Genomic DNA, 19,158 nt, shown 5'->3' on the forward strand with positions numbered 1-19,158 from the left:
CTCACGATGAGCACCGACTGCAAGCTGGACCGAATCGATTTGCGCATCCTCTCGCAGTTGCAAAAGCGAGGGCGAATCACGAACGTCGAGCTGGCCGACGCAGTCGGGCTGTCGCCGAGTCCTTGTCTGATCCGCGTGAAGCGTCTGGAGAAGGCGGGTTACATCATCGGGTACGGCGCGCAGATCCAGCTCGAAAAGCTCGGCGATGTGCAGATCGTGTTCACGGAAGTCACGCTCGCCGACCATCGCCGCGAAGATTTCATCAAGTTCGTCAACGCGATCAAAGATGTCGACGAGATCGTCGAATGCCATCTGGCGAGCGGCGGCTACGACTACCTGCTCAAGTTCATTACGCGCAGCGTCAGTCACTATCAGAGCATCATCGAAGGGCTGCTGGAGCGCGATATCGGCATCGAAAAGTATTTCAGCTACGTCATCATCAAGACGCCGTTCGTCAAGACGCACTACCCGCTCGAAACACTCTTCTCACAGAACCATCATTGAGGCGCTGCGGGTGCGGCGAGGCGGCCAAACTCGTCCGCCAGAAAATCGACGCACACGCGCACCTTCGCCGACGACGCCAGCCGCGCCGGATACACGGCCCACACATTGGCCGGCTGCGTGACGCCGGGCAGCACCTGCACGAGCGCGCCCGAATCCAGCAGCGCGCGCACATCCCACATCGAACGCAACACGATGCCGCGCGCCGCGAGCGCCCATTGCACGGCCACTTCGCCGTGATTGGTCGACAGCGGCCCCGTCACCTTGACGGAGACGGTCTCGCCGCGCTCCGTCAGACGCCAGATGCCGAACGGATGGTCGCGTTCCTTGATCGCGAGGCAATGATGCGTGCCGAGGTCCGCAAGCTGACGCGGCGTGCCGTGACGCTTCAGGTATTCCGGCGACGCGCACAGCACGCGATGGTTCTCCGCAAGGCGCTTCGCGATCAGATGCGGCGCGATGTCGTCGCCGATACGAATGTCGAGATCGAAGCCTTCGCCTGCCACATCGACGATGCGGTCGAACAGGTCGAGCCGCACGCTCAGTTGCGGATAGCGCTCGGTGAGCCGCGCCAGCGCCGGCGCCACGACGTGACGCCCGAAGCCGAAGCTGCTGGAGATGCGCAACGTGCCGCGCGGCACGCGGCGCGTGGTCGACACGTCTTCGACCAGCCGGTCGACGTCGTCGAGAATCTTTTCGGCCCACGCGTACACGCGCTCGCCCGCCTCCGTGATCGCGACGCGGCGCGTCGACCGATGAAAGAGCCGCGTGCCCAGATCCGCTTCGAGCATGTTCACGCGCTTGCTGACATACGCCGCCGACACCGACAGCGCATCCGCCGCCGCGCTGAAGCTGGCTTTGCGGGCGACGGTGCAGAACACGCGCAGGTCGTCGAGGTTCGGCGATTTATTCACAGTTCGTGCATAGTGGCTTAACCGAAAGCGCGATTTTATGACGGTTAATCAGGAATAGACTAGTCGTTAGTGAACGCTGGGCCTGAATGACCCGAACCCTTTCCGACATTTTCCCGACGAGGAGACGCATATGACCCGCAACTATCGCATCGCAGTGATTCCCGGCGACGGCATCGGCAAGGAGGTGATGCCCGAAGCGCTGCGCGCGCTCGACGCCGTCAGCAAGCGCTACGGTATTGGCATCGACTATCAGCATATCGAGTGGGCGAGCTGCGACTACTACGCGCAGCACGGCCAGATGATGCCCGACGACTGGAAGCAGCAACTTGAAGGCGTCGACGCCGTGCTGTTCGGCGCGGTCGGCTGGCCCGACACCGTGCCCGATCACATCTCGCTGTGGGGGTCGCTCCTCAAGTTCCGCCGCGAGTTCGACCAGTACATCAACCTGCGTCCCGCGCGCCTGTTCGAAGGCGTGCCGTCGCCGCTCGCGGGCCGCAAGGCGGGCGATATCGACTTCATGATCGTGCGCGAGAACACGGAAGGCGAGTACTCGTCGGTGGGCGGCACAATGTTCGAAGGCACCGAGCGCGAGTTCGTGATGCAGCAGTCGATCTTCACGCGCAAGGGCTCCGAGCGCGTACTGAAGTTCGCGTTCGATCTCGCGCAGCGCCGCGAGAAGAAAATCACCGTCGCGACGAAGAGCAACGGCATCTCGATCAGCATGCCGTGGTGGGACGCACGCGCCGCCGAAATGGCCGCGCGTTATCCCGACGTGACGTGGGACAAGCAGCACATCGATATTCTTTGTGCACGCTTCGTGTTGAATCCGGACCGCTTCGACGTGGTGGTCGCGACCAATCTGTTCGGCGACATCCTGTCGGACCTCGGTCCGGCTTGCACGGGCACGATCGGCATTGCGCCGTCGGCGAACATGAACCCGGACCGCACGTTCCCGTCGCTGTTCGAACCCGTGCATGGCTCCGCACCGGATATCGCGGGCAAAGGCATCGCCAATCCGATCGCGATGATCTGGTCGGCGGCGATGATGCTCGACTTTCTCGGCAACGGGGCGGGCAAGGAGCGCGAAGCACACGACGCGATCCTCGCCGCGATCGAAGCCACGCTCAAGGAAGGTCCGCATACGGGTGATCTGGGCGGCAAGGCGAATACGGCTGAAGTGGGCGCGGCTATCGCGCATCGCCTCGCCTGAACCACAGGAGTCTTTAGATGACCAAGCGATACGAGTTGAGCGAGCTGATCCGCAGCGACAATTTCATCGACGGCAAGTGGGTGGCGTCTGCTAAAGGCAAGCGCTTCGATGTGACGAACCCGGCGACGGGCGAAGTGATCGCGCAGGTCGCCGACAGCGACGCCGCCGACGCGCGCGCCGCCACCGATGCCGCCGCCCGCGCCTTCCCCGCCTGGCGCGACGCCTTGCCAAAGGATCGCGCGGCCGTGCTGCACCGCTGGCATGCGCTGATGGTCGAGAACGCCGATGCGCTCGGCCGCCTGATCTCGCTGGAACAAGGCAAGCCGTTCGCCGAAGGACGCGGCGAGGTGATGTACGGCGCGTCGTATGTCGCGTGGTTCGCGGACGAAGCGACGCGCATCTACGGCGACATCATTCCGCAGCAGCAGCGCGGCAAGCGCATGAGCGCGGTGAAGGAACCCGTCGGCATCGTCGCTGCGATCACGCCGTGGAATTTCCCGCTCGCAATGATCGCGCGCAAGATCGCGCCCGCGCTCGCGGCGGGCTGCACCGTCGTCGGCAAGCCTGCTGAAGACACGCCGCTCACTGCCCTCGCGCTGGTGATGCTCGCGCATGAGGCGGGCGTGCCGGCGGGCGTGCTGAACCTGATTTCGGCATCGCGCGAGAACGCGGTGCCCGCCGTCGGCGACTGGCTCGCGGACAGCCGCGTGCGCAAGATCACGTTCACGGGTTCGACGCCTGTCGGCAAGTATCTGGCGCGTGAATCGGCGGGGACGTTGAAGAAGCTGTCGCTGGAACTGGGCGGCAATGCGCCCTTCATCGTGTTCGACGACGCCGATCTCGACGCCGCCGTCACGGGCCTGCTGGCCGCGAAATTCCGCAATGGCGGCCAGACCTGCGTGTGCCCGAACCGCGTGTACGTCCAGTCCGGCGTGTACGAGCGTTTCGCGGACCTGCTCGCAACGCGCGTCGCCGCGCTGAAAGTCGCGCCCGCCACCGATCCCGCCGCGCAGATCGGTCCGATGATCAACGCGCGCGCGATCGACAAGATCGCGCGTCACGTCGACGACGCCGTAAGCCGTGGCGCGCGCGTGCTGACGGGCGGCAAGCGCCTGCCGGAACTCGGTCCGAACTACTACGCGCCGACCGTGCTCGCTGACGCCACGCCCGACATGCACCTGAGCTGCGAGGAAACCTTCGGCCCCGTCGCGCCGCTGTTCCGCTTCGACGACGAAGCCGAAGCGATTTGCGCCGCCAACGACACACCGTTCGGCCTCGCATCGTACTTCTACAGCCAGGACGTGCGGCGCATCGACCGCGTCGCGCGGCAACTGGAGGCGGGCATCGTCGGCATCAACGAAGGCGCGCTCGCGAGCGAGGCCGCGCCCTTCGGCGGCGTGAAGGAATCGGGCTATGGCCGCGAAGGCTCGAAATACGGCCTCGACGATTACCTGTCGATCAAATACCTCTGCCAGGGCGGGCTCGAATGAACGCGCAGGCCTATCCAATCGAAGTCGCCTTTCCCGACATCTCCGTGCACGAGAAGAGCGACACGGGCATCGCGTACGTGCATACCTTCGATTCGGGCGTCGCCGGTCCGCACGTGATGATCAACGCGCTCACGCACGGCAATGAGGTATGCGGCGCGATCGTCGTCGATGCGCTGCTGCGCGCGAAGCTGCGTCCACGGCGCGGCACGCTGACGCTCGCGTTCGCGAACGTCGATGCCTACGCGCGTTTCGATCCGTCGAAGCCGGATGCGGCGCGCTTCGTCGATCAGGACTTCAACCGCGTATGGACGGCGCAAACGCTCGACAACAGCGCGCTCGATTCGAGCGAGTTGCGCCGCGCACGCGCGATGCGGCCTGTGATCGATACCGTCGATCTGCTGCTCGATCTGCATTCGATGCATGAGAAGAGCAAGCCCTTGATCGTCGCCGGGCCGCTCGACAAGGGCATCGCGTTGTCGGAAAAGCTCGGCACGCCCGCCACCGTGATCTGCGACGAAGGCCATCCCGAAGGCCGCCGCATGCGCGACTACAAAGGCTTCGGCGATCCTCGAAGCGAGAAGAACGCGTTGCTGATCGAATGCGGACAGCATTGGGAAGCGGGCGCTGTAGCCGTCGCGCGCGATGTGACGGCGCGCTTTCTCGTGTTGTCCGGCGTGGTCGACGAAGCCGACTTACCCGCAGGCTGGACCCTGCCGCTGCCCGATGAAATGCTGATCGTGCGGGTGACGGAGCCTGTCGTCGCGAAGAGTCTCGACTTCCGCTTCGCCGGCGATTACACGGGCCTGGAGGTGTTTCCCGAAGCGGGCAGCGAGATCGGCTGGTCGGATGGTGAAGCCGTGCGCACGCCCTATCCCGACTGCATGCTCGTGATGCCTTCGCTCAGGCAGTTGCGCGCGGGCGTGACCGTCGTGCGACTCGGCAAGATCGAGAAGCGTATCGCGAGAACGCAATAGCGTTTGCCGTCATTCCAACCATCGTCAACGAAACCACGAGATGAAAGTCCAGCAGATCAAACAAAGCATTGCATTGCAGGGGCTGGAAGACTGGGGCACGGCCGGTCTTCCAGGCACGCCGGAAATTCAGGTATCGGGCGTGCAGAAAGTGATACGCGGCAGCGAGGCGATCGATACGGGCATCTTCGAATGCACGCCCGGCACGTATCGGCGCTCGGTCAAGCAGGCCGAAGTGATGCACTTCCTCAGCGGGCGTGGCCGCTTCACGCCCGACGGCGAAGACACGGTTCACTTCTCGGGCGGCGACACGCTGTTCTTCGAAGCCCAAACGGAAGGCACATGGGAAGTTGAAGAGACGATGCGCAAGGTCTACGTGATCTTCTGACGGCATGCGATCGGTGAGTGCCCTGGTGACGTGCGCAGCAAGCGTCTGACATAACACTACGTCATGGGGACTCCAACAATTCCGGCGTTGCTCCGCCGAAATTGACTCACTATATTTTCAATCAATCCCGCGTTGTTCTGCTTCCTGCGCCACGCCGGAAGCGCGGCAGCACGACCTGGAAGATGTCTTTCGCTTCAACCGTGTCGAGGAAAAAGTCGTGATCAATAAAACGAAGTTGCGCCCATTAGTTATGACGCTCGCGTTGAGCATCGCGGGCATGGCGCCCGCGTTCGCGGCGGGAAAAATCACTTTCGTCTCACAAGGCGGCACGTATCAGGAAGCGCAGACCAAGGCGATCCTCGACCCCGCCGCAAAGCAGCTAGGCATCACGATCAACCAGGACAGCATTCCCGACGCATGGCCGCAGATCAAGGCGCAAGGCGCGACGGGCAAGCCGATCTGGGACGTGGTCGATACGCCGACCTCGAACTGTCTGCGCGGCGGCCGCGAAGGTCTGCTGGAAAAGCTGGACTTCTCGAAGATCCCGAACGCGGCAGCCGTGCCGGAAAAATATCGCACGCCGTATTCGGTCGCGTACGAGTTCTATTCGACGGTGATCGGCTACAACAAGAAGAACCTCAAGAAGGTGCCGCAAAGCTGGAAAGACTTCTGGGACGTGAAGAACTTCCCCGGCACGCGCGCGCTGCGCAACGATCCGCAGACGGTGCTCGAAGCGGCGCTGCTCGCCGATGGCGTGCCGCGCGACAAGCTCTATCCGCTGGATGTGGATCGTGCGTTTAAGAAACTGCAGCAGATCAAGCCCGACATTACCGTGTGGTGGACTTCGGGCGGCCAGTCGGCGCAATTGCTGCACGACGGCGAAGTGGACATGACGATGATCTGGAACGGCCGCGCCAGCGCCGTGAAGAAGGATGATCCCGATGTCGACTTCACGTTCAATGACGGCATTCTGCAGAACACGCAATTGTGTGTGCTGAAGAACGCGCCGAATCTGCCCGACGCGATCAAGTTCGTCAACGCTGCGTTGTCGCCGGATTTACAGGCGAATCTGCCGCTCTATATCGACTACGGTCCGGGCAACCCCGCTGCGTTCAAGACGGGCAAGATCACCGCGAAGCGCGCGAGCGAACTGCCGAGCTCGCCGGATAACGCGTCGAAGCAGGCGCTGATGTCGGAAGAATGGTGGGCCTCCGACGCAGGCATTCAGGCCAAGGCGCGCTGGCTGAAGTTCATGCAATAACGTAATCGCGCATTGCCAATCAGGCGCCCGCAGGAACGTCGTTCGTTGCGGGCGTTTTTCATTTCATCGATTCTCACGCACAGCCGGCGACACGCGCCGCATAACATTCGACGTGATCGACTATCTGATTCTGGGTGGCGGATCGGCAGGCTGCGTGCTGGCTGCGCGATTGTCCGAAGCTACGGACAAGACCGTGTGTCTGATCGAAGCCGGCCGCGATATCTCACAGGCGACCATGCCCGATGCGATCCGCAGCCGCTATCCGGGCCGCGCGTATCTCGACACGCACAACATCTGGCAGCAACTGAAAGCGCGCATGAGCGCGCCAGCTGCGCTGCGCCGTTATGAGCAGGCGAAGCTGCTGGGCGGCGGCTCGGCGATCAATGCGCTGATGGCCAATCGCGGCGCGCCCGCCGACTACGACGAATGGGAAGCGCTCGGCGCAGGCGGATGGAACTGGCAAGCGTGTCTGCCCTACTTTCGCAAGCTCGAAACCGATTGCGACTTCGGCGGCGAACTGCATGGCGCGAGCGGGCCACTGCGCATTCAGCGCACTCGCTGGCCGCGTATCTCGCCATTCGTGCAGGCCGTGCTCGGCACGCTGCAACAGCGCGGACATGCGTTGCGCGACGATCAGAACGGTCTATGGGAAGACGGCACGTTCGTTGGCTCGATTGCCGTGAGCGCAGCAGGCGAGCGCATTCCGACTTCCGTCTGTTATCTCGACGATACCGTGCGTGCACGCAAGAATCTGTCGATACGCACGGGTCTCGTCGTCGAGCGGATACTGTTCAACGGGCGGCGTGCAACGGGTGCGCGGGTTTTGCATGCGGACGGTACGCATGAAGATGTGCGCGCGGCGCGTGTGATCGTCAGTGCGGGCGCGATTCATAGTCCTGCGCTGCTGCTCAGAAGCGGCATCGGTCCCGCCAGCGATCTCGCCGCGCTCGGCATCGAGGTGCGCGCAGACCGCGCGGGCGTCGGGCGCAATCTGATGGAGCATCCGTCGATTGCCGTGTCGGCGTTTCTGCCGCGCGCCGCCCGCACGCCGTTTCCCGACGAGCATCATGAACAGGCGATCGTGCGTTTTTCTTCCGGCTTGCCCGATACCGTGCCCGGCGACATGCACGGCGCGATTCTGTCACGCTCGGGCTGGCATTCGGTCGGGTATCGGCTCGGGACGATTTTCTTCTGGGTCAACAAGTCGTATTCGCGCGGGTCTTTGAAGCTTGCATCAGCGAGTCCTTTCGATGAGCCGCTGGTCGATTTCGCGATGTTGTCGGACCCGCGCGATCTCGAACGGTTGAAGCTCGCGTTGCGCTTTGGTGCGCAGACGCTGGCAGCGCCTTCGATGGCCGTGCATCGTGACGCGATTTTTCCGTCGAGCTATTCGCCGCGTGTCGCGGCTGTGGCCGTGCCGGGCGTGTGGAACGCGTTTCAGCGTGGGGCGTTGAGCGCGCTGCTCGATATTGCCGGTCCGTTGCGTGGGACGCTGATTCGGCGCGTGGTGACGCAAGGCGTTTCGATCGATGAACTGCTGGCCGATGACGCGGCGATGACTGAGTTTGTCACGCGGTCGGTTGGGGGAACGTGGCACCCATCGGGCACGTGCCGGATGGGTGCGCCCAATGATCCGATGGCCGTGACCGACGCGGATGGCGCGGTGTATGGCGTGGAAGGACTGCATGTGTGCGACGCGTCGCTGATGCCGTCTATTCCGTGCGCGAATACCAATGTGCCGACGATTATGGTGGCGGAGAGGGTCGCGGCGAAGATAAGAGGATCGGCAGCAGGCTGAGCTAATTCTCATGCTCAAGTCCGCGTGAATTGCCTTCACAGAAAACACAACATTTTTGTTGTAAATTCACACGCAAAATCCAGCATCGATGTTGTACAGTGCTGCCTTCGAAACAAGGCTGGTGCCCTACGCGGGCTCTCTCACTCGCGTATCACGTCCATGTTCTTTGAAAGAATGGCAAACCACGACACACGTATGCTCAGCTACCCGATCAGCCTGACACCCGACGACAACGGAACGCTGCTCGTCACGTTTCCAGACGTCCCGGAAGCCATCACCGTCGGCGACGACGAAGAGGACGCGAAAGTGCAAGCGCTGGATGCGCTCGAGGCCGCGTTCGAAATCTACTTCGCGGAGAAGCGAAGCATCCCGATGCCTTCGAAGGCCAAACGCGGGCAACCCGTCGCCACGTTGCCGGCGCTCGTCACCGCAAAGGTATTGCTCGCGGATGAAATGCTCCGCCAGAACGTGCGAAAGGCAGAACTCGCGCGGCGGCTCAGCGTCAATCAGGTGCAGGTCGATCGACTTCTGAACTTCGGCCATTCATCGAAGATCGAGATGGTCGAGTCGGCGTTTGCGGTACTGGGCAAGCGTCTTGATGTTCGCGCGGTGTAATACGCGCCGCAATCGCCGGGATGGAAGCCCCATGTCAACGGAGCTTTCCATTCCGCCACTTATCCCCCAAACCCCACCACCCCTTCACCTCCAGAAACGCCTCCAGCCCCCACTCGCCATATTCGCGCCCGTTGCCCGACTGCTTGTACCCGCCGAACGGCGAGCCCGCGTCCCATGCCGGATAGTTCAGGTACACACTACCCGCGCGCATCCTGAACCCCACGCGCCGCGCCCGCTCGATATCCGCCGATTGCACGTAAGCCGCCAACCCAAACGGCGTATCGTTGGCAATCGCGATCGCTTCTTCTTCATCGCGATACGGCATGATCGCCAGCACGGGGCCGAAAATCTCGTCGCGGGCAATCGTCATCGACGGGTCTACGTTCGCGAACACAGTCGGCTTCACGTAGTAGCCGCGCGCCAGTCCATCGGGGCGTCCAGTGCCACCCGCCACCAATTGCGCGCCTTCGTCGATGCCGATGCCGATCAACCGCTGCACACGCCCGAACTGCACGTCGCTGACCACCGGGCCCATCGTCGTATCCGCGGCATCGGCCGGGCCGACACGATGGGCATCCGCCGCGCGCCGCGCGATCTCGACCGCTTCGTCGTGCCGTGACGCGGGCACGAGCATCCGCGTCGGCGCGTTGCACGACTGACCGCTATTGCCGAAGCACGAATTGACGCCAGCCGTCACGGCCGTTTCGAAATCGGCATCGTCGAGCAGGATGTTCGCCGACTTGCCGCCCAGTTCCTGATGAACGCGCTTGACGGTCGGCGCAGCGAGCTTCGCGATCTCGATACCGGCACGCGTCGAACCCGTGAACGACACCATGTCGACATCGGGATGACTGCACAACGCCGCGCCCACTGTCGGCCCATCGCCGTTGACCAGATTGAAGACACCAGCGGGCACGCCAGCGGCATCGATGATCTCGGCAAACAGCACTGCGTTGAGCGGCGACACCTCACTGGGCTTCAACACCATCGTGCAGCCAGCAGCAATCGCTGGTGCGACCTTGCAGACGACCTGATTGATCGGCCAGTTCCACGGCGTAATCAACGCGACGACACCGACAGGCTCATGATTGATCAGCGTCGTGCCCTTCTTGCGCTGCCATTCGAAGGTCTCGCAGGTACGCAGCACTTCTTCCAGATGCCGCTTGCCAAGACCCGCCTGCCATGCGTGCGAAAGCTTCGCGGGCGCGCCGATTTCGCGCATGATCGTCTCGGCCATCTCGTCATAACGTTCGAGATACACATCGAGAATGCGCCGGATCAACGCAACGCGCTCTTCAGGCCGCGTCTGTGAGAACGATACGAACGCACGCTTCGCCGCCGCCACCGCGCGCTCGACATCCTGCGCATTGCCGAGCGCCACTTCGGCGAACGGCTCTTCGGTGCAAGGATCGATGACGGGCAGACGCGCGGAACTGGACGGCTCGACCCACGCGCCGTCGATATAGAACTTCAGTGAATTGGACATCCGGTTTCCGTAGAAAGAAATCAGGCCCGCGCGACGGCCGACGAACGGCGGCTCACGACAACGATCATCACGAGGCACAGCGTCAGCGCCGTCAGCATCGTGCTGATCGCGGCGATGGTCGGATCGATCTCGTCGCGCAACGTGACGAACATGCGCCGCGTCAGCGTCTGGTTCGAGCCACCCGAAATGAACAGCGCGACAACCGTTTCATCCAGCGCCTGAATGAACACGAAGACCGCGCCGGAAATCACACTCGCCTTGATCTGCGGCAGCGTCACCGTCATGAAGCTGCGAAAGCGGTTCATGCCGAGGCTGCGCGCGACCATTTCCTGCGTGCGATCGAAGGTCCGCAAATCGGCGCCCACCGAGATCAGCACATACGGCAAGCCGAGCATCGTATCGGCGACGATCAGCCCAGTCAGCGTATTCACATATCCAGCCTGCGTGAACACGAAGAACACGCCCACTGCGACGATGATGATGGGGACCATCAACGGCAGCATCAGCAGCGTGCGCAGATAGCGCATCGACCAATGCGAGCCGTGCTGGATACCATACACAGCCGCGATGCCGAGCGGCGTCGCGATCAGCGCGGCGCACACGGAGGCCGTCAGCGTCACGCGCGCCGCGTCGATCCAGGCCGGGTTGTCGAAGAACGAGTGATACCAGCGCAGCGAATACGCGGGCGGCGGAAACGTCATGAAGCGCGTATCGGAGAACGACAGCGGCACGACGATCACCACGGGCAGCATCAGAAACACGAGGATCAGCACAACGCCCGCACCGAGCGTCAGCCTTCCGAATGAGAGCTTGTTCATTTCGCGCCCAGGGTCTTTTCGAGTGGAATCACGCGGCTCGCTGCATAGAAGATCGCGAACACGCAGACCAGCAACACGACGCTCACCGCGCTCGCCGCGCCCCAACTGTTGTAAATCTCGACATTGCGGCTCACCACCATCGACACCATGATCGACTTACCGCCGCCCATCAACTCAGGCGTGATGTAGAAACCGAGGCACAGCACGAACACGAGCGTCACACCCGCGACGACGCCGCTCATCGATAGCGGCAGGAACACGCGCCAGAACACATGCAACGGCGAGCCACCCAGGCTCGCGCCCGCCTGCGACAGATTGCCGGGGATCTTCTGCATCGCGGAGTAAAGCGGCAGCACCATGAACGGCAACAGGATGTGCACCATCGCGACGATCGTGCCGAACTGGTTGTACGAAAGCTGCAACGGCCGGTCGATCAAACCCATCGACAGCAGCGCCTTGTTCACGAGTCCCGTGCGTTGCAGCAGCACGAGCCATGCATACGTGCGCACGAGCACGCTGGTCCAGAACGGCAGAATGACCATGCCGAGTATCAACGCGCTCCACTTTGGCGGCACGGAGGCCGCGAAATACGCAACGGGATAACCGAGCAGCAACGTGATGCCCGTCACGATGATGCTCAGCTTGAACGTCATCAGAAACGTGTCGAGATACGTGCCCGTGAAAATGCGCCGATAGTTGACGAGCGTGAACGCGCCGTCGTGATAGATCGACTGCCACGAAAGCCACGCCAGCGGCAACACCAGCAGCACCACGACGACGAGCAGCGCGGGCGCCATCAGCAGCAGCATCGCGCGGTCTTCGCGCTGCTGGTGACGTACCGACGGATCGATCGTAGTGGCCTGCATCACAGTCTGTTCCTGCAAAACGTGTTTGGCTGTCGTCATCATGCACCCACTGCGTCCAAAAACTGATACCACGCGGCAACGAGCCTGACGCCCGGCGCGCGCAGCGAATGAAACGGCACGGGCCGCAAGCCGTCCTGCGCAAGCAACGCCAGCTCCGGCTTCTCGCCGAGCGCCAGCGCCGCAGCATGTTGCCCGATCAGGCTCGCCATCGCGACACCCGCTCCGTTATACCCGAGACAGAATGTCGTGACGTCGTCGCTGCGCCCGACATGAGGCAACGCGTTGAACGTCATGCCCACATACCCCGACCAGCCGTACTCGACACGCACGCCCGCCAGATCGGGAAAGAGCCCGACCATCGCGCGTTGCAATGCATCGAAGCCCGTTGCCTGCCCTTCCTTACCGAACGCATCGCGGCCGCCGAACAGCATGCGCCCGTCCACCTTGCGGAACCACTTCATCATGCGGCGCGTTTCGGTGTAGCTGCGCCCGTTGACCATCAGCTTCGCGTCGAGTTCCGCCGACAATCTTTCCGTGGCTATCATCGCGCTGCGAAACGGCACGAGTTCGCGCTGATATGACGACGTGGCCTGCGTGAGATTCGAGTAGGCATTGGTCGCGACGATCACCTGTTTCGCGCGCACGCTGCCGCCGGGCGCGCGAAGCATCACGCCTTCCTGCACGCGCGTCATGTCGAGAATCGGCGTTGCTTCGTAGATCGGCACGCCGCGCGCCGTCAGCGCGCGAGCGATGCCACACACATACTCGAGCGGCAGGATCGTACCTGCATCGGCGCTCAGCACGCCGCCGACAAAACCGTTCGAACCCGTCTCGTGCGTTATGTCTTCGCGCGACAATACGCTCATCGATCCATCGCCAAGCTGCGTTCGCACCCAATCGGCTTCAGCGCGAACCGACGCGAACGCGCGCTCGGTGTGCGCGCAGCGCAGGCTGCCCGTATGTTCGAAGCGCGCACGCTCCAGCTTGAACTCATCGACGAACTGCTCGACCACGCGCACGCCTTCATGCGCAAGCCGATGCATGCGCCTCGCGGTATCGAGATCGTACGCGCTTGCTATCGATGGAAACGACAGCCGGAACTTCGACGACACCACGCCGCCGTTACGCCCGCTCGCGCCCCAGCCAACAGGGTTCGCATCGAACACCGCGCAATCGACACCGCGCTTTTGCAACGCATACGCGGCCCCGAGGCCCGAATAACCCGCGCCGATGATCGCCACATCGACGATCAGATCGCGCGCAAGCGGCGCGCCCGTGCTGACGCGCGCATCCGTGACGGGTGAGCGCGCAGCCATCGCCCGCCAGAGCGAGTCCGGCTGCGGCCGGTGCGGTGTCGTCGGCGCGAGCATGATCAGGCGGCGCGCGCTTCAGCTTCGACGGCGTCCGCGAGCGCGGCGAGCGTCGCGAACTTGAAGGTGGGCTCAGTGACGGCTTCGGGGACAGGCGTCGCGCCAAAACCCTTCAAACCCTGACGACGCTCGATCCAGCAGGTCGCGTAGCCGAGCTTCGTCGCGATGCCGATGTCGTGATACTGGCTTTGCGCGGTATGCAGGATTTCGCCGAACTTGTAGCCGAATGCCGCCTGACGTCCGCGGTTGTACGCGAAGAACTGCGGATCGGGTTTCGCGACGCCCGTTTCGTCGCAGCAGACGGTGTCGTCGAACGGATCGCCGAGCGTGTGCGCATACGCCGACAGCGCGACGCGGTCCGCGTTCGTCATCGCGACCAAGCGATAGTGCTTGCGCAGACGCTTCAACGCCGCGACGGAATCTTCGAATGCGGGCCAGTCGAGCACGTCGCGCTGGAATGCAGCAGCCGATTGCGCGTCATCGGGCAGGCCGAGTTCCTTTGCGACGTACAGATAGACGTTGGCCATCTCGTGGCTGGATCGGCCCGGATAGGTCGCACGGCCACGCATGTACGGCTCGAAGATCGCTTCGTCGGTCAGGTCTTTCGCTTTCGCGCCGCCCAGACGCCGTATGGAGGCGAGCACGCCCTTTTCGAAGTTGATCAGCGTGCCGACGACATCGAACGTCAGAACCTTGAAATCGGTGAGCTTCATTGCATCATCCCTTTGCAGTTTGCGTGAATCGCGTAAGAAGGCATGCCCGTGCACAGGCGGTGAGTGAAATCAGGCGGGCACGACGATCGTGTCCTGAGGATCGAGCGCGACGGTCATCTGCGCGCCCGGCGATGGAATGCGCCGGCGCGCTTCATGGCTGCCGGGTTGTCGAAGGCTGATAGCCGTGCCGTCGGCGAGCGCGGCGAACACGCGCAGGCTCTCGCCCTGATACAGCACTTCGGTGACGCGGCACGACAGGCGGTTTGCGTGCGCGACGCCCTGTCCCTCCGCGCCGTCGATCACGAGCTTTTCCGTTTGCACCGCGAGCAGCAGCTTGTCGCCGCGCGGCAATGGATGCGCGGTGCGCAAGACAGCATCGCCGAGACGCACGGCATCGTCGCCTGCGCGGCTCACGTTGAGCAGCGTCGCTTCGCCGATAAAGCTCGCGACGAACGCATCGCACGGACGGTCATAGAGACGCTCGGGCGTATCGATCTGCACGAGCTTGCCGTCCTTCAGCACGGCGACGCGGTCGCTCATCGTCAGTGCTTCGCGCTGGTCGTGCGTCACGTTGACGATGGTCGCGCCAAGCTTGCGATGCAAGCGGCGCAATTCGATCTGCATGGTTTCGCGCAGTTGCTTGTCGAGCGCGGAGAGCGGCTCGTCCATCAGAATCAGTTGCGGTTCGAACACCATGGCGCGCGCGAGCGCCACACGCTGACGCTGGCCGCCCGACAACTGGCTGATGTTGCGCGACTCGTAGCCATTCAGTTCGACCATGGCGAGCGCGTCGGCGACTTTCTTCGCCCAGCCTGATTTCGGCTCACGGCGCGCGCGCAGCGGAAAGGCGACGTTCTCGCCGACTGTCATATGAGGAAACAGCGCGTAGTTCTGGAATACGATGCCGATGTTGCGCTTGTGCGGCGGCGCAAATGTAATGTCGCGCTCGCCGACCCAGACCGTGCCGGAACTCGGCTGCACGAAGCCGCCGAGGATACCGAGCAGTGTCGTCTTGCCCGACCCGGACGGCCCGAGCAGCGACACGAATTCACCCGGCGCGATATCCAGCGATACGTCGTCCAGCGCGACCACTGGACCATAACGCTTCGCTGCCGACCTGATCGATACTCCCGTTTTCGCTCGTGCGTCCATGACGTGTGTCTCGCTGGAAATGGGTGTGTTGAGAAAAATATAAGTCCCGTTCTTTTTGACAGCAATTCCCAAATTGTTGGATCGGGCATAACATCAGGTCATGCCCAACCTTCGCAAGAAACTGCCGAGCGCGAATGCGCTGTTCGTGTTCGAAGCGGCCGCCCGCTGCGGCAACTTCACGCGCGCCGCGCAGGAGCTCTATGTGAGCCAGCCTGCCGTGAGCCGCATGCTCGCGCGCATGGAGGACCATATTGGCGTGCGCCTGTTCGAGCGGGTGCGCGGCGGTATCGAACTCACTGAAAGCGGCAGGATTCTGTATCGCGCGATTTCTGAGGGTTTCAATGGCGTTGAAAATGCAATCAGGGAAATCGAGGCCCGTGCGACGGGAGTCGAGTCCGTCACTTTGTCGGTTTCCACTGGTTTCACCACGCATTGGCTGATGCCGCGCATGAGCCGGCTGAATCAGGCTTTCCCTAATATCGATTTGCGGTTTCAGCTGATATCGGGGCGGATAGGCGGACCGCTTCATGACGTCGATCTCGGGATGCGGTTTTTGCACGATGGCGAGATTGATGAGCATGCGGTGCTGGTTATGCCTGAGACGCTTTTGCCTGTTTGCAATGAGCGGTATCGGGAGAATGCGTTAAGCGATGCTGGTCGCGCGCATGGGGACACGGTTATCGTCATGGATGACGAGGAGCGCGGCTGGCATGAGCGATTCGGTGCGTTCGTCGGGCATGGGCGGCATGTTGCCGGGATGCTGAGCTTTAATGATTATGCGATTGTGGTGCAGGCTGCGCTGCTTGGGCAGGGGATAGCGCTTGGGTGGTTGAATGTGGTGTCCCACTGGCTTGCGCAAGGGGCGCTTTTGCCCGCTGAGCAGGAAGTTATTGTTACGAACCGGCGGTGCTGTTTGGTGCGGCCTGCTAATAAGCCTTTACGGCCTATTGTGGACGATGTCCGCGATTGGCTTATCGAGGAGACTCGTAATGATATGCGGATTATTGAGAAGAAGTATCCCAGGCTGGGGCTGGGGGAGGCTATGAGGCAGACTGGTGTGAAGTTTGGGTAGGGGGTTTTGGTTGTCTGCGACGCCGGTTGGTGTGCTTGCCTTTTTGCTTGCATCCGCGTTTTGTTAGCGTGCTTCACGCGTCGCCCCTGTGCGGGGCGGCACCTACTTTCGGTTTTGCCTTCGTGGCGCGGATTTGCCTTCGCGGTGAAGTCCATGCCGTTTGGTATTTCTGCCTTTGTGCTGGCATCCGCGATTCGTTAGCGTACTTCAAGCGTCGCCCCTGTGCGGGGCGGCACCTACTTTTCTTTGCCGCCGCAAAGAAAAGTAGGCAAAAGAAAGCGGCTAACACCGCCAACATTTCTCCCTGCCTGAGGGCCCCCAACCGGTCTTACGCTTCATACGGCAACGTCCTTATTCGCGTGCGTTGCCAACGCTTCGAATAAACGCCTCACCCACTTCAAACTGAGCTTGCCCCGGAAAAACGAATCCCTTGCTGAGCAGGTAAACTCAAGCAAGGAGAAGAACGATGACAAGCAAGGCGAAGCGAGCGCAGTACACGCTCGAGTTCAAACTGGAAGCGGTGCGACTGGTCAAGGCCGGGCAAAGCATGGCGGCGGTGGCGGCGACACTGGGTGTGGTTGAACAGACGCTGTACAACTGGGTGAAGGCTGACCGGGAAGGCAAGCTGACGGGAGCCGGCACGAAGCCTGTGAGTCCGGAGCAGATGGAGCTGGCGCGGCTGCGTGCCGAAGTGGCTCGCCTGAAGATGGAGCGAGATATTTTAAAAAAAGCAGCGGCGTACTTCGCCAAGGAGTCGATGTGAAGTACGCGTTCATCGAGCGCAATCGACACCACTGGCCGGTCTCGGTGCTATGTGAAGTGCTGGAAGTCAGTCCCAGCGGATATCATCAGCGCAGGCAACGCACCGCGCAGGCCAAGCCGCACCGAGGCAGCATGAGTGACGACGCACTGCTTGCGCACATCAAGACGATTCACACGCAGGTCAGGGGTGAATACGGCTGGCCGCGCATGTGGAAGGAACTGCTCACGCATGGCGTGCGCGTGGGCAAAGAGCGGGTGCGCAAGCTGATGGCGCAGCATGGCATTCGAGCCCGGCACAAGCGCAAGTACATCGCGACGACAAACTCGAACCACGATTTGCCGGTTGCGCCAAATCTGCTGGAGCGCAATTTCACTGCAACTGCACCGAACCAGGTCTGGACGACCGACATCACGTATCTGGCGACAGCCGAGGGCTAGGTGTACCTCGCGGTCATCATCGACCTGTTCAGCCGGCAGGTGGTGGGCTGGTCGATGCAGCCGCACATGAAGGCTGAACTGGTCACGGACGCATTGCGCATGGCGTGGTTCCGACGCCGCCCTGAAGCCGGCGTAATCGTGCATCGCGACAGGGGCAGCCAGTATTGCAGCGGCCTGTTTCAGGACACGTTGAAGGCCTATGGCATGCGTTCGTCAATGAGCCGGCGCGGCGATTGTTGGGATAACGCGCCTACTGAAAGTCTATGGGGTTCGCTAAAGGTCGCACGTATGCATGGGCGGCACTTCGCCACGCGGCGTGCCGCAATGGATGAAGTGATTGATTGGCTCGGCTTTTACAATGCGCGGCGCCTACACTCGACGCTCAACTACGTCAGCCCCATGACGTTCGAGAAAAACTGGGCCGCAGTTCAGCGAGGCGAAGCGGCCTGATTTCCGTGGCTATGGGATTCGTCAAACAGGGGCAAGGTCAAACACCCGTACTCGAGCTAGCGGCAGCGAATGGTATGTGCCGCCCAGGTGGCAAACTGTGTGTAGGTTGTCGCGTCGTATAAGGTAGCGCTCTTACGTGGTGGCACGCGTGCGCTATCGTTCCGGAGTGAGGCGTGTGGAGCACTTGGGCCAACACACAGTTTGCCACCTGGGCGGCCGTAGATTGTCTGGCGCGGCATGTGGCGACGCGGGTGCGCGAAGCGGGTGAGGCGCACCGCAAGAGCGTTGGCAACGGACATGGGTCACGTGATTGCCGTGTGAGGCGTAAGACCGGTTGGGGGCCCTCAAGCAAACACAAGAGCTGGCGGTGTTAGCCGCTTTCTTTTGCCTACTTTTCTTTGCGGCGGCAAAGAAAAGTAGGTGCCGCCCCGCACAGGGGCGACGCGTGAAGCGAGCTAACGCATCGCGGATGCCAGCACAAAAACAAAGCAAACCACCCCAACGCGAAAACCAGCACAAACACCAGCACCCCGCCCAGCGTCGCAGACAATTAAAAAGCTCTACCCCATCTCCTTGGCATTCAACAAAAACCGACTCGGCGTCACGCCACAAAACCGTTTGAAGTGTCTGGCCAGATGGCTCTGATCAAAAAACCCAACTTCAGTTGCCACAACAGCCCCAGGCACGCCTGCCAGCAGCAAAGTTTGCGCACGCCGCACACGCACTCCACACAGATACCTATAAGGCGAAAGCCCAACCTGCTGTCTAAACACAGTAGCAAACCGCGAAACACTGAGCGCGGACAGCTCAGCCAACTGCGCAAGACTCACAGTCTTATCGAAATTCGCCTCGATATAAGCAAGCGCATCCCGCAGCATAAAAG

The 19,158-nt window shown here is 62.1% G+C and carries 17 protein-coding genes and 1 pseudogene; 10 read left to right on the forward strand and 8 right to left on the reverse strand.

Annotated features, from left to right (window positions below; translation table 11 throughout):
- The first annotated feature begins 6 nt into the window (after window positions 1–6).
- On the forward strand, window positions 7–504 hold the full coding sequence (locus H1204_RS33540; RefSeq protein ID WP_180734805.1) for a winged helix-turn-helix transcriptional regulator: 498 nt from the start codon (window positions 7–9) through the stop codon (window positions 502–504).
- Here H1204_RS33540 and H1204_RS33545 read toward each other — a convergent pair.
- Window positions 498–1,415 carry a LysR substrate-binding domain-containing protein gene (locus H1204_RS33545; protein ID WP_180734806.1) on the reverse strand — a complete coding sequence of 306 codons (918 nt, stop codon included), beginning with the start codon at window positions 1,413–1,415 and terminating at the stop codon, window positions 498–500. The genes H1204_RS33540 and H1204_RS33545 overlap by 7 nt on opposite strands.
- Window positions 1,416–1,545: 130 nt before the next feature.
- On the opposite strand from H1204_RS33545, the gene H1204_RS33550 reads away from it, so the two are divergent.
- The 7 genes from H1204_RS33550 to H1204_RS33580 all read left to right on the forward strand — a co-directional run bounded on the left by H1204_RS33550 (window position 1,546) and on the right by H1204_RS33580 (window position 9,148).
- Complete coding sequence (locus tag H1204_RS33550; protein WP_180734807.1) at window positions 1,546–2,625, forward strand: tartrate dehydrogenase; 1,080 nt, start codon at window positions 1,546–1,548, stop codon at window positions 2,623–2,625.
- A gap of 17 nt (window positions 2,626–2,642) precedes the next feature.
- On the forward strand, window positions 2,643–4,115 hold the full coding sequence (locus H1204_RS33555; protein WP_180734808.1) for an NAD-dependent succinate-semialdehyde dehydrogenase: 1,473 nt from the start codon (window positions 2,643–2,645) through the stop codon (window positions 4,113–4,115).
- The gene (locus tag H1204_RS33560; protein WP_180734809.1) at window positions 4,112–5,089 is read left to right on the forward strand and encodes a M14 family metallopeptidase; all 978 of its coding nucleotides are present in this window, start codon (window positions 4,112–4,114) and stop codon (window positions 5,087–5,089) included. Before H1204_RS33555 ends, H1204_RS33560 begins: the two co-directional genes overlap by 4 nt.
- A 40-nt stretch (window positions 5,090–5,129) precedes the next feature.
- A complete protein-coding gene (locus H1204_RS33565) occupies window positions 5,130–5,474 on the forward strand; it encodes a cupin domain-containing protein (RefSeq protein WP_180734810.1) in 345 nt (114 codons plus the stop codon).
- 250 nt (window positions 5,475–5,724) lie between these two features.
- Entirely contained in the window at window positions 5,725–6,735 is a 1,011-nt protein-coding gene (locus H1204_RS33570; RefSeq protein WP_042306073.1) for an ABC transporter substrate-binding protein, read from the forward strand.
- 112 nt (window positions 6,736–6,847) lie between these two features.
- A complete protein-coding gene (locus H1204_RS33575; RefSeq protein WP_180734811.1) occupies window positions 6,848–8,533 on the forward strand; it encodes a GMC family oxidoreductase N-terminal domain-containing protein in 1,686 nt (561 codons plus the stop codon).
- A 195-nt stretch (window positions 8,534–8,728) separates the two neighbouring features.
- Window positions 8,729–9,148 (forward strand): type II toxin-antitoxin system HicB family antitoxin, encoded by a 420-nt coding sequence (locus H1204_RS33580; protein ID WP_180734812.1) that lies wholly within the window; start codon window positions 8,729–8,731, stop codon window positions 9,146–9,148.
- A 34-nt stretch (window positions 9,149–9,182) separates the two neighbouring features.
- On the opposite strand, the gene H1204_RS33585 is transcribed toward H1204_RS33580, so the two are convergent.
- The 6 genes from H1204_RS33585 to H1204_RS33610 all read right to left on the reverse strand — a co-directional run bounded on the left by H1204_RS33585 (window position 9,183) and on the right by H1204_RS33610 (window position 15,553).
- On the reverse strand, window positions 9,183–10,634 hold the full coding sequence (locus H1204_RS33585) for an aldehyde dehydrogenase family protein (RefSeq protein WP_180734813.1): 1,452 nt from the start codon (window positions 10,632–10,634) through the stop codon (window positions 9,183–9,185).
- Window positions 10,635–10,654: 20 nt separating this feature from the next.
- Window positions 10,655–11,452: an ABC transporter permease gene (locus H1204_RS33590; protein ID WP_180734814.1), complete on the reverse strand. Its 798-nt coding sequence runs from the start codon at window positions 11,450–11,452 to the stop codon at window positions 10,655–10,657.
- Window positions 11,449–12,360 (reverse strand): ABC transporter permease, encoded by a 912-nt coding sequence (locus H1204_RS33595; protein WP_107204361.1) that lies wholly within the window; start codon window positions 12,358–12,360, stop codon window positions 11,449–11,451. Before H1204_RS33595 ends, H1204_RS33590 begins: the two co-directional genes overlap by 4 nt.
- Window positions 12,357–13,688 carry an FAD-binding oxidoreductase gene (locus H1204_RS33600; RefSeq protein WP_180734815.1) on the reverse strand — a complete coding sequence of 444 codons (1,332 nt, stop codon included), beginning with the start codon at window positions 13,686–13,688 and terminating at the stop codon, window positions 12,357–12,359. Before H1204_RS33600 ends, H1204_RS33595 begins: the two co-directional genes overlap by 4 nt.
- 2 nt (window positions 13,689–13,690) lie before the next feature.
- Entirely contained in the window at window positions 13,691–14,401 is a 711-nt protein-coding gene (locus H1204_RS33605; protein ID WP_035995617.1) for an HAD-IA family hydrolase, read from the reverse strand.
- Between the two features lie 69 nt (window positions 14,402–14,470).
- Window positions 14,471–15,553, reverse strand: coding sequence for an ABC transporter ATP-binding protein (locus H1204_RS33610; RefSeq protein WP_091783233.1), 1,083 nt, complete (start codon window positions 15,551–15,553; stop codon window positions 14,471–14,473).
- 100 nt (window positions 15,554–15,653) lie between these two features.
- Between H1204_RS33610 and H1204_RS33615 the strand changes: the two genes are divergently transcribed.
- Both H1204_RS33615 and H1204_RS33620 read left to right on the forward strand, forming a co-directional pair.
- Entirely contained in the window at window positions 15,654–16,625 is a 972-nt protein-coding gene (locus H1204_RS33615; protein WP_180734816.1) for a LysR family transcriptional regulator, read from the forward strand.
- A gap of 466 nt (window positions 16,626–17,091) precedes the next feature.
- Window positions 17,092–18,275: pseudogene (locus H1204_RS33620) on the forward strand (IS3 family transposase).
- 560 nt (window positions 18,276–18,835) lie between these two features.
- On the opposite strand, the gene H1204_RS33625 reads toward H1204_RS33620, so the two are convergent.
- Entirely contained in the window at window positions 18,836–19,153 is a 318-nt protein-coding gene (locus H1204_RS33625) for an AraC family transcriptional regulator (protein WP_243468983.1), read from the reverse strand.
- Window positions 19,154–19,158 lie beyond the last annotated feature (5 nt).

Source organism: Paraburkholderia sp. PGU19, assembly GCF_013426915.1.
In the GTDB taxonomy this organism is placed as follows: Bacteria; Pseudomonadota; Gammaproteobacteria; order Burkholderiales; family Burkholderiaceae; genus Paraburkholderia.

What these genes read in the sequence shown, in the direction of transcription:
- H1204_RS33540 (WP_180734805.1), top strand. Translation starts at nt 7, where the DNA reads ATGAGCACCGACTGCAAGCTGGACCGAATCGATTTGCGCATCCTCTCG.
- H1204_RS33550 (WP_180734807.1), top strand. Translation starts at nt 1,546, where the DNA reads ATGACCCGCAACTATCGCATCGCAGTGATTCCCGGCGACGGCATCGGC.
- H1204_RS33555 (WP_180734808.1), top strand. Translation starts at nt 2,643, where the DNA reads ATGACCAAGCGATACGAGTTGAGCGAGCTGATCCGCAGCGACAATTTC.
- H1204_RS33560 (WP_180734809.1), top strand. Translation starts at nt 4,112, where the DNA reads ATGAACGCGCAGGCCTATCCAATCGAAGTCGCCTTTCCCGACATCTCC.
- H1204_RS33565 (WP_180734810.1), top strand. Translation starts at nt 5,130, where the DNA reads ATGAAAGTCCAGCAGATCAAACAAAGCATTGCATTGCAGGGGCTGGAA.
- H1204_RS33570 (WP_042306073.1), top strand. Translation starts at nt 5,725, where the DNA reads ATGACGCTCGCGTTGAGCATCGCGGGCATGGCGCCCGCGTTCGCGGCG.
- H1204_RS33580 (WP_180734812.1), top strand. Translation starts at nt 8,729, where the DNA reads ATGCTCAGCTACCCGATCAGCCTGACACCCGACGACAACGGAACGCTG.
- H1204_RS33585 (WP_180734813.1), bottom strand. Translation starts at nt 10,634, where the DNA reads ATGTCCAATTCACTGAAGTTCTATATCGACGGCGCGTGGGTCGAGCCG.
- H1204_RS33590 (WP_180734814.1), bottom strand. Translation starts at nt 11,452, where the DNA reads ATGAACAAGCTCTCATTCGGAAGGCTGACGCTCGGTGCGGGCGTTGTG.
- H1204_RS33595 (WP_107204361.1), bottom strand. Translation starts at nt 12,360, where the DNA reads ATGATGACGACAGCCAAACACGTTTTGCAGGAACAGACTGTGATGCAG.
- H1204_RS33600 (WP_180734815.1), bottom strand. Translation starts at nt 13,688, where the DNA reads ATGCTCGCGCCGACGACACCGCACCGGCCGCAGCCGGACTCGCTCTGG.
- H1204_RS33605 (WP_035995617.1), bottom strand. Translation starts at nt 14,401, where the DNA reads ATGAAGCTCACCGATTTCAAGGTTCTGACGTTCGATGTCGTCGGCACG.
- H1204_RS33610 (WP_091783233.1), bottom strand. Translation starts at nt 15,553, where the DNA reads ATGGACGCACGAGCGAAAACGGGAGTATCGATCAGGTCGGCAGCGAAG.
- H1204_RS33615 (WP_180734816.1), top strand. Translation starts at nt 15,654, where the DNA reads ATGCCCAACCTTCGCAAGAAACTGCCGAGCGCGAATGCGCTGTTCGTG.
- H1204_RS33625 (WP_243468983.1), bottom strand. Translation starts at nt 19,153, where the DNA reads ATGCTGCGGGATGCGCTTGCTTATATCGAGGCGAATTTCGATAAGACT.